The organism is Pseudomonas sp. AA-38, assembly GCF_029457475.1.
Lineage (GTDB): Bacteria > Pseudomonadota > Gammaproteobacteria > Pseudomonadales > Pseudomonadaceae > Aquipseudomonas.
In genome coordinates, this window is the sequence record NZ_CP120359.1 from 2,150,741 (window position 1) to 2,164,376 (window position 13,636).

Sequence of the window (13,636 nt, forward strand, 5' to 3'; positions counted from 1 at the left end):
CTCATCCACCGTTGTGGTGGATCGGTGAGGCGTGATCCACCCTACGGCGCTTATTGACTCAGGCGGGTGCGGGCGACACGCGAGCCATTGGCCTTGCCCAGCACCTCGCAGATACGCTGGCCAGCGGCGATCAGCTTATCCATGTCCACGCCGGTTTCGATGCCCAGACCCTGCAGCAGATAGAGCACGTCCTCGCTGGCGACGTTGCCAGTGGCGCCTTTGGCATAGGGGCAGCCCCCCAGACCTGCGACCGAACTGTCGAACACGCTGATACCCTCGAGCAGGCTGGCGTAGATATTGGCCAATGCCTGGCCGTAGGTGTCGTGGAAATGCCCGGCCAGCCGCTCACGCGGGATGTCGCGGCCGACGACCTCGAACATCCTGCGTGTCTTGCCGGCGGTTCCGGTGCCGATGGTGTCGCCCAGCGATACCTCGTGGCAGCCCATGGCATACAGCTCACGTGCGACGCTGGCGACCTGGGCCGCATCGACCTCCCCATCATAGGGGCAGCCGAGCACGCAGGAGACGTAGCCACGCACGCGCAGGTTCGCGGCCCTGGCCGCCTCCATCAGCGGCACGAAACGCTGCAGGCTTTCGGCGATGGAACAGTTGATGTTCTTCTGCGAAAAGGCCTCGCTGGCGGCGGCGAACACTGCCACTTCCTCGACCTTGGCCTCCAGCGCGGCCTCGAAGCCTTTCAGGTTGGGCGTCAGGGCAGCGTAGGTGATGCCCGGTTGGCGCTGGATACCCGCGAATACTTCGGCGGAGCCGGCCATCTGCGGCACCCATTTGGGCGAGACGAAGCTGCCCACCTCGATATAGTGCAGGCCGGCGGCGCTCAGCTCATCGACCAGGCGCACCTTGTCGGCCACGCTGATCGGCTGTTTCTCGTTCTGCAGGCCGTCGCGCGGGCCGACTTCCACCAGGCGTACGGATTGGGGCAGGTTCATCGGGTGTCCTCGTGTTCATCGTAGGGTGCGCCGTGCGCACCGCTTGCGGCAAGACGTGGTAGCTATAGGGCGGGTTGCACTCGTCCTACATGGAGCTGAGCTGAATCGGTGGGCTAAAGCCCACCCTACGGAGCGGCGTAGGGTGGACATCGCTTTTCATGTCCACCCTCTGATAAGGGAATTGCCTGGCGGTGGATCGATAAAGCCTGATCCATCCTACGGCTCCAGCTCCACCAGCACCGCCCCTTCGCTGACCATCTCCCCCTCGCCGCAATACAGCGCCTTGACCGTGCCGGCCTCGGGTGCGCGGATGCTGTGCTCCATCTTCATCGCCTCCAGTACCACCAGGGTCGCGCCGGCCTCGACCGCCTGGCCTGGCTCGACCAGCACACGGACGATGCTGCCGTTCATCGGCGCGCTCAAACCGCCATGCTGGGCATGGCTGGCCTCGGCGGCGGCGATGGGGTCAAAGCGGGTGAGGGCATGCAGCTCGCCGTGCCACTGCAAGTAAAGCGTGTCGCCACGGCGGATGGCACGCAGGCGCTGGCGCGTGCCGTCGATCTCTGCCAGCAGTGCTTCGCCCCGCAAGTGGGCCAGGTTGCTCGCGCGCACCTTGCGGCTCTCGCCCTGGCAGCTCAGGTGTAGCTCGATTTCCGCTGGACTGCCGGAGCGCCAACCATTACGGGCTGACCAGGGCGAATGCGGGTCATCGTCGCGCTCTAGCGGCGTCTCACTCTGTACCCAGGCATCGGCGGCGAGTTGCCAGAAGGTCTCCGGCAACTCACTGGGGGCAGGTAACAATTGCTGCTGATGACGCGGGATAAAGTCCGTATCCAGCTCGCAGGCGGCGAAGGCCGGATGGGCGAGGATGCGGCGCAGGAACGCCAGGTTGGTCTTCACCCCGCCAACCAAGGTGTCGTCGAGCATGGCCAGCAGGCGCAGGCGCGCCTGTTCGCGGTTCTCGCCCCAGGCGATCAGCTTGCCGAGCATCGGGTCGTAGAAGGGCGAAACGCTATCGCCTTCGGCCACGCCGCTGTCGATACGGCGCCCGTCGCCACTGGCGGCCTCGCGGTACAGCGCCAGGGTGCCGGTGGCAGGGAGGAAGACGTGATCCGGGTCTTCGGCGTACAGCCGCACCTCGATGGCGTGGCCGTTCAGCGGCACCTGCGCCTGGCTGATCGGCAGCGGTTCGCCACGGGCGACGCGAATCTGCCAGGCCACCAGATCGAGCCCGGTGATGGCCTCGGTAACCGGATGCTCCACCTGCAGGCGGGTGTTCATCTCCATGAAGAAGAAGTCGCCACGCTCGTCCAGCAGAAACTCTACCGTACCAGCGCCGACGTAGCCGATGGCCTGCGCGGCCTTGACCGCCGCCTCGCCCATGGCGCGACGCAGCTCGGGGCTGAGGCCCGGCGCTGGCGCCTCCTCCACCACCTTCTGGTGGCGACGCTGGATCGAGCAGTCACGCTCGTTGAGGTACAGGCAGTTGCCGTGCTGGTCGGCGAACACCTGAATCTCCACGTGGCGCGGCTTGAGGACGTATTTTTCTATCAGCATGCGCGAGTCGCCGAAGGCCGATTGCGCTTCGCGCTGCGCCGATTCCAGTGTCTCGGCGAGCTGCGCTTCCGATTCGGCGACCTTCATGCCCTTGCCACCGCCGCCAGCGGCAGCCTTGAGCAGCACCGGGTAGCCGATGCGTGCGGCGGCCTCGCGGAAGGTGTCGAGATCCTGCTTGTCGCCGTGGTAGCCGGGCACCAGCGGTACGCCGGCCGCTTCCATCAGCGACTTGGCCGCCGACTTGCTGCCCATGGCTTCGATGGCCGAGGCGGGTGGGCCGAGGAAGATCAGCCCGGCCTCCTCACAGGCGTGGGCGAAACCGGCGTTCTCCGAGAGAAAGCCGTAGCCCGGGTGGATGGCCTGGGCGCCGCTGGCTTTGGCGGCGGCGACGATCTTGTCGATCAGCAGGTAGCTTTCGCCAGGTTTGGCGCCACCGAGGTTCACCGCCACGTCGGCTTCGCGCACATGCCGTGCGCTGGCATCGATGGCGCTGTGCACGGCGACGGTACGAATGCCCATGGCTTTGGCCGTACGCATCACGCGGCAGGCGATCTCGCCACGGTTGGCGACCAGCAGGGTATCGATCATGGTCATTGCTCCTGCCAGGAAGGTTGGCGTTTTTCCAGGAATGCGCGCAGGCCTTCCTGACCCTCGGCGCTGACGCGCAGGCGGGCGATGGCGTTCTCGGTATAGCGGCGCAGGGCGGGGGTCAGCTCGCCGCTGCCGACTTCGCGCAGCAGATCCTTGCTGGCGCGCATGGCCTGTGGGCTGTTGTGCAGCAGGTTGGCGACCCAGGCCTCGACCTGGCTTTCCAGGTCAGCGGCCGGGAAGCATTCGGCCAGCAGGCCCAGTTCGCGGGCGCGCTTGCCGTCGAAGCGCTCGGCAGTCAGCGCGTAGCGCCTGGCCGCGCGCTCGCCCATGGCCTGCACGACGAAGGGGCTGATCACTGCCGGAGCCAGGCCGATGCGCACCTCGGACAGCGAGAACAGAGCATCCTCGGCGCCGATGGCCATGTCGCAGCAACTGGCCAGGCCCACCGCGCCACCGAAGGCGGCGCCTTGCACCACGGCCAGTGTGGGGATCTTCAGGCTGTGCAGGTTGTACATCAGCTCGGCCAGTTCGCGGGCATCGTTAAGGTTGGCGTTGTAATCCAGGGTGGCGGCGTGCTGCATCCAGGCCAGATCGGCGCCAGCGGAAAAGTGCTTGCCACGGCCACGCAGCAGGAGGAAACGCAGGCTCTTGTCTTCACCGACGGCGTCGAGGGCGAGGATCAGCTCGCGGATCATCTCGGCGTTGAAGGCGTTGTTCTTCTCCGGGCGGTTCAGCCAGAGGGTGGCGAATCCGCGCGGGTCTTTTTCAAGCTGTACGGTGGTGAAGTCGGTCATGGTCATTCCGTAGGGTGCGCTGTGCGCACCGATACATTGAATATTGGTGCGCACAGCGCACCCTACATACGAAACACGCCAAAGCGGGTCGGTTCGATGGGGGCGTTGAGGCTGGCGGACAGGGCCAGGGCCAGCACTTCGCGGGTCTGCGCCGGGTCTATCACGCCGTCGTCCCACAGGCGGGCGCTGGAATAGAACGCGTGCGCCTGTTGCTCGTACTGCTCGACGATGGGCTGCTTGAGGCGCTGTTCGTCCTCGTCGGAGTACGGCTGGCCGGCACGCTGCGCCTGTTCGCGTTTGACCTGCACCAGCACGCCTGCGGCCTGCTGCGCGCCCATCACGCCAATGCGCGCGTTGGGCCACATCCACAGGAATCGCGGGTCGTAGGCGCGGCCGCACATGCCGTAGTTGCCGGCACCGAAGCTGCCGCCGATGATCACGGTGAACTTGGGTACCTGGGCGCAGGCCACGGCGGTGACCAGCTTGGCGCCATGTTTCGCAATTCCCCCAGCTTCATATTTCTGCCCGACCATAAAGCCGGTGATGTTCTGCAGGAACAACAGCGGGATACCGCGCTGGCAGGCCAGTTCGACGAAGTGCGCGCCTTTTTGCGCTGACTCGGCGAAAAGGATGCCGTTGTTGGCCAGGATCGCCACCGGGTAACCGTTGATGCGGGCGAAGCCGCACACCAGAGTGGTGCCGAACAGCGCCTTGAATTCATCCAGTTGCGAGTCGTCGACGATCCGCGCGATCACCTCGCGCACATCGAAAGGCTGCTTGGCATCGGCCGGAATCACCCCATACAGCTCCTCGGCCGGGTAGCGCGGGGCGATGGGCGCGCGGCTGTCGAGCTGGCCGAGCTTGCGCCAGTTCAAATTGCTGATGCAGCGGCGCGCCAGGGCCAGGGCATGTTCGTCGTCCTCGGCATAGTGATCGGCCACGCCGCTGGTCTTGCAGTGCAGGTCGGCACCGCCCAGTTCCTCGGCGGTGACTTCTTCACCCGTGGCAGCCTTCACCAGCGGCGGGCCGGCGAGAAAGATGGTGGCCTGTTCGCGCACCATGATGGTCTCGTCACTCATGGCCGGCACGTAGGCGCCACCGGCGGTGCAGGAGCCCATGACCACGGCGATCTGCGGGATGCCCAGCGCGCTCATATTGGCCTGGTTGAAGAAGATTCGACCGAAGTGCTCGCGATCCGGGAACACCTCGTCCTGGCGCGGCAGGTTGGCCCCGCCGGAGTCCACCAGGTAGATGCACGGCAGGCGGTTCTCGCGGGCGATGGCCTGGGCACGCAGGTGCTTCTTCACCGTCAGCGGGTAGTAGCTGCCGCCTTTGACCGTGGCATCGTTGGCCACGATCATGCACTCGACGCCTTCGACGCGGCCGATGCCAGCGATCACCCCAGCGGCGGGTACGTCCTCGCCGTACACCTCATGGGCGGCGAGCTGGCCGATCTCGAGAAAGGGCGAGCCGGCATCGAGCAGGCGGTTGATGCGTTCGCGTGGCAGCAGCTTGCCACGCGAGGTATGGCGTTCCTGCGCCTTGGCGCCACCGCCTTCATGGATGCGGGCGAGCAGGGCGCGCAGTTCATCCACCTGGGCGAGCATGGCCGCGCTATTGGCGGCGAACTCGGGTGAGCGGGTGTTGATCTGGGTGTGCAGGATGGTCATGGCCTACTCCGTAGGAGCTGCAAGCTTCAAGCCGCAAGCTACAAGCAAGAGCACCAAAGCGCTGCTACTTGCCGCTTGAAGCTTGTGGCTTGCCGCTTATTTCGTTTCGTTGAACAGCTCGCGGCCGATCAGCATGCGGCGGATTTCGCTGGTGCCGGCGCCGATTTCGTAGAGCTTGGCGTCGCGCAGCAGGCGCCCGGCCGGGTACTCGTTGGTGTAGCCGTTGCCGCCGAGCAACTGGATGGTATCCAGGGCCATCCTGGTGGCCATCTCGGCGGTGTAGAGGATCACCGCGGCGGCGTCCTTGCGTGACTCCTCACCGCGATCACAGGCCTTGGCGACGTTGTACAGGTAGGACTTGGAGGCATTCATGCCGGCGTACATATCGGCGAGCTTGCCCTGTACCAGTTGGAATTCGCCGATGGACTGCTTGAACTGCTGGCGCTCGTGCACGTAGGGCAGCACCACGTCCATGCAGGCGCTCATGATCCCGGTGGGGCCGCCGGAGAGCACGGTGCGCTCGTAGTCCAGGCCGCTCATCAGCACGCGCACGCCGCCGCCTTCGACGCCGAGAATGTTCTCTTCCGGCACTTCACAGTCCTCGAACACCAGCTCGCAGGTGTTCGAGCCGCGCATGCCCAGCTTGTCCAGCTTCTGGTGGCGGGAGAAACCCTTGAAGTCGCGCTCGACGATGAAGGCGGTCATGCCGCGCGAGCCGGCGTTGATGTCGGTCTTGGCGTAGATCACGTAGGTGTGGGCATCAGGGCCGTTGGTGATCCACATCTTGTTGCCGTTGAGCACGTAGCGGTCGCCGCGTTTTTCCGCGCGCAGCTTCATCGACACCACGTCGGAGCCGGCGTTGGGTTCGCTCATGGCCAGGGCGCCGATGTGCTCGCCGGAGCACAGCTTGGGCAGGTATTTCTGCTTCTGCGCCTCGCTGCCGTTCTTGTGGATCTGGTTGACGCACAGGTTGGAATGCGCGCCGTAGGACAGGCCCACCGAGGCCGAGGCGCGGCTGATTTCTTCCATGGCCAGCACATGGGCCAGGTAGCCCATGTCGGTGCCGCCGTACTCTTCCTTGACCGTCATGCCGAGCAAGCCCATGTCACCGAACTTGCGCCACATGTCCATGGGGAATTCGTTGTCACGGTCGATCTGCGCGGCGCGCGGCGCCAGCTCGGCCTGGGCGAATTGGTGCACCGAGTCGCGCAGCATGTCGAGGGTTTCGCCGAGGCCGAAGTTGAGGGTGGGGTAGCTCATGGGGTCACCTATGGTTGTCGTAGGGTGCGCCGTGCGCACCGGGACGGATTCAGTGGTGCGCGTGAGTGTCGGCCAGGGCGGCCAGGCAGCGCTCCTCGGCGGTATCCAGCTCCAGTTGCATCTGCTGGATATCCAGCAACTGTTGTTCAAGCTGCTGGCGACGCTCGGCGATCTTGGCGAGGAAGGTATTGAGCTGTTTGTGGTTGCCGCTGCTGGGGTCGTAGAGGTCGATTAGCTCCTTGCATTCGGCCAGGGAGAAGCCGATGCGCTTGCCACGCAGGATGAGTTTCAGGGTCACCAGATCCTTGGGCTGATAGATACGCTCCTGGCCACGGCGTTCGGGGGCGAGCATGCCCTGTTCCTCGTAGAAGCGGATGGCGCGCGGGGTGACATCCAGTTCGCGGGCCAGGTCGGAGATGCTGTAGGTGGTGGGCATGGCACTGTTCTTGTTGTTTACCTTTACGTAAACGTTAAGTTGGCTTTTGCAGACTGTCAACGCTGCCGTTGTCCGGATCGATTTCACCGGCTGGACAGGCGCTACGGCAAAGCCTCTAGAATGCCGCTCTTGTCGACAGCCACGAAGCAAGGCAACTCATGGCAGGTGCGTCCGCTGAAAAAGGCACGATTTCCGTGCGCCTGGTGCTCGAAGCACTGTGCGAGCTGCGCCGCCAAGGCGTCGACGAGGCGGCGTTGCTGGCCGAGGCCGGGATCGACGGCGAGCTGCTGGCGCAGCTCGACGCAAGGGTGTCGTCCGAGGCCTATGGCCAGCTCTGGCTGGCCATCGCCCGGCAGATGGACGATGAGTTCTTCGGCATGAACCCACGGCGCATGAAGGTGGGCAGTTTCGCCTACATGGCCCGCGCTGCGGCGAAGGAGCCTACTCTGGGCGCGGCCTTGCAAGGCGCGCTGCGCTTTCTGCATCTGGTCTTCGATGATTTCAGCCCGAGGCTGGAAGTGCGCGATGGCCTGGCGGCCATCGTCATCGACGAGGCGCCTGGGCAGGCCTGCCGCGCCTTCGGCTATTTCACCCTGTGGCTGATCATCCATGGCCTGAGCTGCTGGCTGGCCGGGCGGCGCATCGATGTACTCGGCATCCAGCTACGCTGCCCGCAGCCTGACTACATCGAGGATTATCAGGTGATGTTCACCCGCAATCTGCAGTTCGCGCGCGGGCAGAGCCGCCTGTTGTTCAATGCCGACAGCCTGCAGGTGCCGATCCGACGCAGCCCGCATGAGCTCAAGCGCTTTCTCGCCGGGGCACCGGGCAATATTCTGGTGCGCTACCGCGACCCGCAGAGCCTGGGTGCGCGGATCAAGGCCCACTTGCGCAGCCTGGCACCGGAACAGTGGCCGGATGTGGAGGCGCTGGCCGGGCATTTCCACATGGCGCCTTCGACCCTGCGGCGCAAGCTGTCGCTGCACGGGCAGTCCTATCAGGGGCTCAAGGATCAGGTGCGGCGCGACCTGGCCATCGCCAGCCTGGACAATGACGAGAGCAATTTCAGCGAGCTGGCCAGCGAATTGGGTTTCGCCGATACCAGTGCCTTCTACAAGGCCTTCAAGAAGTGGACGGGGTCTACGCCGGGCCAGTACCGCGCGCTGATCAACCCAGAAAATCTTTGAGCAACAGCGCTTTTGTCATTTCTGCTCATTCAGATTGAGACCTTTCGACATTGCCGGCGGGCGGGCGCGGGGTAAAGATCGCAGCATCCAATAAGAACAATCCGGGAGATCACCCCGATGCGCGATTACTTTACCGCTGCCCGTGAATTCGACTACCAGGCTGCCGTCGCCAGTACCCTGACCGGTCGTCTCGATGCTCTCAATGCCTGCGTGGAATGCTGCGACCGCCATGTCGGTGCCGAGCGCACGGCGCTGATCTGGGAGGGGCGCAATGGCGAGCGCGCCACCTGGACCTTCGAGCAGTTGCAGGCCGCCTCGGCGCGCTTCGCCAATCTGCTGGCCAGTCGTGGTATCGGCGCCGGCGATTGCGTATCGGGCATTCTGCCGCGTACCCCGGAGCTGTTGATCACCATTCTCGGCACCTGGCGCGCCGGTGCCATCTATCAACCGCTGTTCACCGCCTTCGGCCCCAAGGCCATCGAGCACCGGGTGCATACGGCCGGCTCGAAGCTGGTGGTCACCGATGTGCTTAACCGTGGCAAGCTCGACGAGGTGGAGCAGGCGCCGCCCACGCTGGTGGTGGGTGAAGATTTCTGGGCCGAGCTGGAGCGGCAGACGGATCGCTTCGAGCCGGTGATGCGGCAGGCGGACGATCCCTTCCTGCTGATGTTCACCTCCGGCACCACGGGCCTGGCCAAGCCGCTGCAGGTGCCGCTCAAGGCCATCGTCGCCTTCGTCAGCTACATGCGCGAGGCGGTGGGGCTGCGCACCGAGGATCGCTTCTGGAACCTGGCCGACCCCGGTTGGGCCTACGGTTTGTATTACGCCGTCACCGGCCCGCTGGCACTGGGGCATACCACCACCTTCTACGAGGGGGCGTTCAGCGTCGAGAGCACCTGCCGGGTGATCCGTGAGCACGGCATTACCAACCTGGCTGGCTCCCCCACGGCCTATCGTCTGTTGCTGGCGGCGCGTAACGAGGTGGAGTCGACGATCAAGGGGCAACTGCGCGCGGTGAGCAGTGCCGGCGAGCCGCTGACGCCGGAAGTGATCCGCTGGTTCGCCGATGGGCTGGGCTGCACCATCCACGATCATTACGGGCAGACCGAACTGGGCATGGTGCTGTGCAACCACCATGCGCTGCAGCATCCGGTGCGCCTGGGGGCTGCCGGTTTTGCCATGCCCGGCCATCGCGTGGTGGTGCTGGACGAGCAGCAGCGCGAACTGCCGCCTGGTCAGCCCGGCATTCTGGCGCTGGACATGGCGCGCTCGCCGCTGTTCTGGTTCCCCGGTTATCGGGGCATGGCGACGAAAGCCTTCGTCGGCGACTACTACCTCAGTGGCGATACGGTGGAGCTGAACGACGATGGCAGCATCAGTTTCGTCGGACGCGCCGATGACGTGATCACCACCTCCGGCTACCGGGTCGGCCCCTTCGATGTGGAGAGCGCGCTGATCGAGCATCCGGCGGTGATCGAGGCGGCGGTGATCGGCAAGCCCGACCCGGAGCGTACCGAAAGGGTCAAGGCCTTCGTGGTGCTGCATGCCGGCCACGCAGCGGACGATGCACTGGCCGAGACGCTGCAGCAATACGTGCGCAAGCGCCTGTCGGCCCATGCCTACCCGCGCGAGATCGAGTTCGTCAGCGAGCTGCCGAAGACCCCGAGCGGCAAGATCCAGCGCTTTCTGCTGCGTAACCAGGAAATCGCCAAGGCCCAGGCGGCCGCCGGCAGCCACTGATCGAGGAACCTCATCATGCAGATCGAACATTGCGTATTCCTGATCAGCGGCGGTGCCTCCGGCCTTGGCCTGGCCACGGCCCGTGAACTGGTCGGGCAGGGCGGTAAGGTGCTGCTGTTGGATATCAACGAGCAGGCCGGTCAGCAGGCCGTTGCCGAACTGGGCGCCGCTGCGAGCTTCGTGAGCGCCGATATCACCCGTGAAGAAGACGGCCAGGTAGCCGTGGCACAGGCGCTGGAGGCCTTCGGCGCGCTGCACGGGTTGGTCAATTGCGCCGGTATCGCGCCGGCCGAGAAGGTGCTGGGACGTAATGGCGCCCATGGCCTGGATAGCTTTCGTCGCACAGTCGAGGTCAACCTGATCGGCAGCTTCAACCTGCTGCGCCTGGCTGCCGCGGCCATGGCGCAGAACACGCCGAACGCGGGCGGCGAGCGTGGGGTCATTATCAATACCGCCTCGGTGGCGGCGTTCGACGGGCAGATGGGCCAGGTGGCCTATGCCGCGTCCAAGGGCGGGGTGGCGGCGCTCACGCTGCCTGCGGCGCGCGATCTGGCGCGCTCCGGCATCCGTGTCATGTGCATTGCTCCCGGCGTGTTCGAGACGCCGATGATGGCCGGCATGCCGCAGGAGGTGCGCGACTCGCTGGCGGCCAACGTGCCGTTTCCGCCGCGCCTGGGTCGGCCCGACGAATACGCCGCGCTGGTGCGGCATATCGTCGAGAACGCCATGCTCAATGGCGAGGTGATCCGCCTCGATGGCGCACTGCGCATGGCGGCGAAGTAACGGTAGCCCGGATGCCATCCGGGGAGTCCCACACATTTCCCGGATTGCATCCGGGCCACAGGATCTGCAGGTGAACTCATGAATCAGCAACTCGATCCCATCGTCATTGTCAGCGCCGCGCGCACCCCCATGGGCGGCTTTCTCGGTGATTTGGCCGGCCTTGCGGCGGCCGAACTCGGTGCAGCGGCCATACGAGCGACGCTGGAGCGTGTCGGCCTCGCCGCCGAAGCGGTGGATACCGTGCTGATGGGCTGCGTGCTGCAAGCCGGCCAGGGCCAGGCCCCGGCGCGTCAGGCTGCTTTGGGTGCCGGGCTGAGCCAGGCGGCGCAGTGCACCACGCTGAACAAGATGTGCGGCTCCGGCATGCAGGCGCTGATGCTCGGCCATGACCAGTTGCTCGCCGGCAGCGCCGACGTGCTGGTGGCTGGCGGTATGGAGAGCATGTCCAACGCGCCATACCTGCTGGCGCGCGCCCGTAGCGGCTATCGCATGGGCCATGGCCAGGTGCTCGACCATATGTTCCTCGACGGTCTGGAAGACGCCTACGAACGTGGCCGGCTGATGGGCACCTTCGCCGAGGATTGCGCCGAGCAGTATCGCTTCAGTCGCGAGGAACAGGACGCCTATGCCCTGGAGTCGCTGCGCCGCGCCCAGCTAGCGATAGCGGACGGTTCGTTCGCAGGCGAGATCGTTGCCGTGGAGGCGCCGCAGGGGCGTGAGCGGCGCCTGGTGGATACCGACGAGCAGCCGCCCAAAGCCCGGCCGGACAAGATTCCCAGCCTGAAACCGGCGTTCCGCGAAGGCGGCACGGTGACGGCGGCCAATGCCAGCTCCATTTCCGATGGCGCCGCCGCGTTGCTACTGATGCGTCTGTCCGAGGCGCAGGAGCGCGGTCTGAAGCCGCTGGCGCGTATCGTCGGTCATGCCGGTCATGCACAGGCACCGAACCTGTTCACCACCGCGCCGGTGGCAGCGATCCAACGTTTGCTGGCGCGTACCGAATGGGCCTTGGAGACGGTCGATCTGTTCGAGATCAACGAGGCCTTTGCCGTGGTGCCCATGGTGGCCATGCGCGAGCTGGGCATCGACCACGACAAACTCAACGTACACGGCGGCGCCTGCGCCCTGGGCCACCCCATCGGCGCCTCCGGCGCGCGCATTCTGGTGACCCTGCTGGCGGCGCTGCAGCAGCGCGGGCTCAAGCGTGGGGTTGCCTCAGTGTGCATCGGCGGCGGCGAGGCCACTGCCGTGGCCATCGAGTTGTATTGAATCGACCCGTAGGGTGCGCTGTGCGCACCGAGTGTTTCCGCCAACCAGTGGTGCGCACGGCGCACCCTACGCCCGGAGCCAGCGATGCTGCCCAGAGAAGAAGAAATCCTCATCCGCGATATGGCCCGCCAGTTCGCCCAGGAGCGGCTGAAACCCTTCGCTGCCGAGTGGGATCGCGAGCATCGTTTCCCCGCCGAGGCCATCGCCGAGATGGGCCAACTGGGTTTCATGGGCATGCTGGTGCCCGAGCAGTGGGGCGGTGCCGAGACGGGGCATCTGGCTTACGCCATGGCGCTGGAGGAAATTGCTGCCGGTGATGGCGCCTGCTCCACCATCATGAGCGTGCATAACTCGGTGGGTTGCATGCCGATCCTCAAATACGGCAGCGAAGAGCAGAAACAGCGCTTTCTCCGCCCGCTGGCCGAAGGCCGCATGCTTGGCGCCTTCGCCCTCACCGAGCCGCAAGCCGGCTCCGATGCCAGCGACCTGCGCACCCGTGCCCGGCGTGACGGCGAGCATTACGTGCTCGATGGCGCCAAGCAGTTCATCACTTCCGGCAGCCACGCCGGCATGGTCATCGTCTTCGCCGTCACCGACCCGCAAGCGGGCAAGAAGGGCATCAGCGCTTTTATCGTGCCCACCGATACCCCCGGTTTCTCCGTGGTGCGGGTGGAGGACAAGCTCGGCCAGCATGCCTCCGATACCTGCCAACTGCAGCTCGATGGTGTGCGTATTCCGGCCAGCCTGCGCTTGGGTGAGGAGGGGGAGGGCTATCGCATTGCCCTGGCCAACCTGGAAGGCGGGCGCATCGGCATTGCCGCACAGGCGGTGGGCATGGCGCGAGCGGCGTTCGAGGCGGCGCGCGATTACGCCCGGGAACGGGTGACCTTCGGCAAGCCGATCATCGAGCACCAGGCGGTGGCCTTCCGCCTGGCCGACATGGCCACGCAGATCGCCGTGGCGCGGCAGATGGTGCATCACGCCGCCAGCCTGCGCGAGGCGGGCCAGCCCTGCCTGAGCGAGGCCTCGATGGCCAAGCTGTTCGCCTCGGAGATGGCCGAGCGGGTGTGCTCGGCGGCGATCCAGACCCTGGGCGGCTATGGCTACCTCAAGGACTTCCCGGTCGAGCGTATCTACCGCGACGTTCGTGTCTGCCAGATCTACGAAGGCACCAGCGATGTACAACGCATGGTGATCGCACGCGGTTTGTAGGGTGCGCTATGCGCATCGGGGGTTGCGCCGTTGCCGAGGGCAATAAACCCTCTTCCCCAACCCCTCTCCCCCAAGTGGGAGAGGGGCGCGGATTTGCGTCGTGTTCAAGTCTCGGTACTCGCTCAGGTGGTGCGCACGGCGCACCCTAGAACCTCGCTTCAATCGAAATATTGCCGAGCCGCTGCCG

The 13,636-nt window shown here is 65.5% G+C and carries 11 protein-coding genes; 5 read left to right on the forward strand and 6 right to left on the reverse strand.

The window, feature by feature from the left end; genetic code table 11:
* Positions 1-50: 50 nt before the first annotated feature.
* From PVE35_RS09780 to PVE35_RS09805, 6 genes are all read right to left on the reverse strand, one after another.
* Positions 51-950, reverse strand: a complete 900-nt coding sequence (locus PVE35_RS09780; protein WP_277374509.1) for a hydroxymethylglutaryl-CoA lyase — start codon at positions 948-950, stop codon at positions 51-53.
* A 216-nt stretch (positions 951-1,166) separates the two neighbouring features.
* Positions 1,167-3,095 carry an acetyl/propionyl/methylcrotonyl-CoA carboxylase subunit alpha gene (locus tag PVE35_RS09785; protein ID WP_277374510.1) on the reverse strand — a complete coding sequence of 643 codons (1,929 nt, stop codon included), beginning with the start codon at positions 3,093-3,095 and terminating at the stop codon, positions 1,167-1,169.
* A 2-nt stretch (positions 3,096-3,097) separates the two neighbouring features.
* Positions 3,098-3,892 carry a gamma-carboxygeranoyl-CoA hydratase gene (locus PVE35_RS09790; RefSeq protein WP_277374511.1) on the reverse strand — a complete coding sequence of 265 codons (795 nt, stop codon included), beginning with the start codon at positions 3,890-3,892 and terminating at the stop codon, positions 3,098-3,100.
* Between the two features lie 62 nt (positions 3,893-3,954).
* Positions 3,955-5,562, reverse strand: coding sequence for a carboxyl transferase domain-containing protein (locus PVE35_RS09795; protein ID WP_277374512.1), 1,608 nt, complete (start codon positions 5,560-5,562; stop codon positions 3,955-3,957).
* A 96-nt stretch (positions 5,563-5,658) separates the two neighbouring features.
* The gene (locus PVE35_RS09800; RefSeq protein ID WP_277374513.1) at positions 5,659-6,822 is read right to left on the reverse strand and encodes an isovaleryl-CoA dehydrogenase; all 1,164 of its coding nucleotides are present in this window, start codon (positions 6,820-6,822) and stop codon (positions 5,659-5,661) included.
* Positions 6,823-6,871: 49 nt separating this feature from the next.
* The gene (locus PVE35_RS09805) at positions 6,872-7,258 is read right to left on the reverse strand and encodes a MerR family DNA-binding transcriptional regulator (protein ID WP_277374514.1); all 387 of its coding nucleotides are present in this window, start codon (positions 7,256-7,258) and stop codon (positions 6,872-6,874) included.
* 158 nt (positions 7,259-7,416) lie between these two features.
* Between PVE35_RS09805 and PVE35_RS09810 the strand changes: the two genes are divergently transcribed.
* From PVE35_RS09810 to PVE35_RS09830, 5 genes are all read left to right on the forward strand, one after another.
* Positions 7,417-8,445 (forward strand): AraC family transcriptional regulator, encoded by a 1,029-nt coding sequence (locus PVE35_RS09810; RefSeq protein WP_277374515.1) that lies wholly within the window; start codon positions 7,417-7,419, stop codon positions 8,443-8,445.
* A 117-nt stretch (positions 8,446-8,562) separates the two neighbouring features.
* On the forward strand, positions 8,563-10,185 hold the full coding sequence (locus PVE35_RS09815; protein ID WP_277374516.1) for an acyl-CoA synthetase: 1,623 nt from the start codon (positions 8,563-8,565) through the stop codon (positions 10,183-10,185).
* A 15-nt stretch (positions 10,186-10,200) separates the two neighbouring features.
* Positions 10,201-10,968, forward strand: a complete 768-nt coding sequence (locus PVE35_RS09820) for a 3-hydroxyacyl-CoA dehydrogenase (RefSeq protein ID WP_268177853.1) — start codon at positions 10,201-10,203, stop codon at positions 10,966-10,968.
* A gap of 78 nt (positions 10,969-11,046) precedes the next feature.
* Entirely contained in the window at positions 11,047-12,237 is a 1,191-nt protein-coding gene (locus PVE35_RS09825) for an acetyl-CoA C-acyltransferase (RefSeq protein ID WP_277374517.1), read from the forward strand.
* Between the two features lie 84 nt (positions 12,238-12,321).
* Positions 12,322-13,449: an acyl-CoA dehydrogenase family protein gene (locus PVE35_RS09830; protein ID WP_277374518.1), complete on the forward strand. Its 1,128-nt coding sequence runs from the start codon at positions 12,322-12,324 to the stop codon at positions 13,447-13,449.
* The last annotated feature ends 187 nt before the right edge of the window (positions 13,450-13,636 follow it).

Coding starts and splice junctions, on each gene's coding strand:
- PVE35_RS09780 (WP_277374509.1), bottom strand. CDS start 950: ATGAACCTGCCCCAATCCGTACGCCTGGTGGAAGTCGGCCCGCGCGAC.
- PVE35_RS09785 (WP_277374510.1), bottom strand. CDS start 3,095: ATGATCGATACCCTGCTGGTCGCCAACCGTGGCGAGATCGCCTGCCGC.
- PVE35_RS09790 (WP_277374511.1), bottom strand. CDS start 3,892: ATGACCGACTTCACCACCGTACAGCTTGAAAAAGACCCGCGCGGATTC.
- PVE35_RS09795 (WP_277374512.1), bottom strand. CDS start 5,562: ATGACCATCCTGCACACCCAGATCAACACCCGCTCACCCGAGTTCGCC.
- PVE35_RS09800 (WP_277374513.1), bottom strand. CDS start 6,822: ATGAGCTACCCCACCCTCAACTTCGGCCTCGGCGAAACCCTCGACATG.
- PVE35_RS09805 (WP_277374514.1), bottom strand. CDS start 7,258: ATGCCCACCACCTACAGCATCTCCGACCTGGCCCGCGAACTGGATGTC.
- PVE35_RS09810 (WP_277374515.1), top strand. CDS start 7,417: ATGGCAGGTGCGTCCGCTGAAAAAGGCACGATTTCCGTGCGCCTGGTG.
- PVE35_RS09815 (WP_277374516.1), top strand. CDS start 8,563: ATGCGCGATTACTTTACCGCTGCCCGTGAATTCGACTACCAGGCTGCC.
- PVE35_RS09820 (WP_268177853.1), top strand. CDS start 10,201: ATGCAGATCGAACATTGCGTATTCCTGATCAGCGGCGGTGCCTCCGGC.
- PVE35_RS09825 (WP_277374517.1), top strand. CDS start 11,047: ATGAATCAGCAACTCGATCCCATCGTCATTGTCAGCGCCGCGCGCACC.
- PVE35_RS09830 (WP_277374518.1), top strand. CDS start 12,322: ATGCTGCCCAGAGAAGAAGAAATCCTCATCCGCGATATGGCCCGCCAG.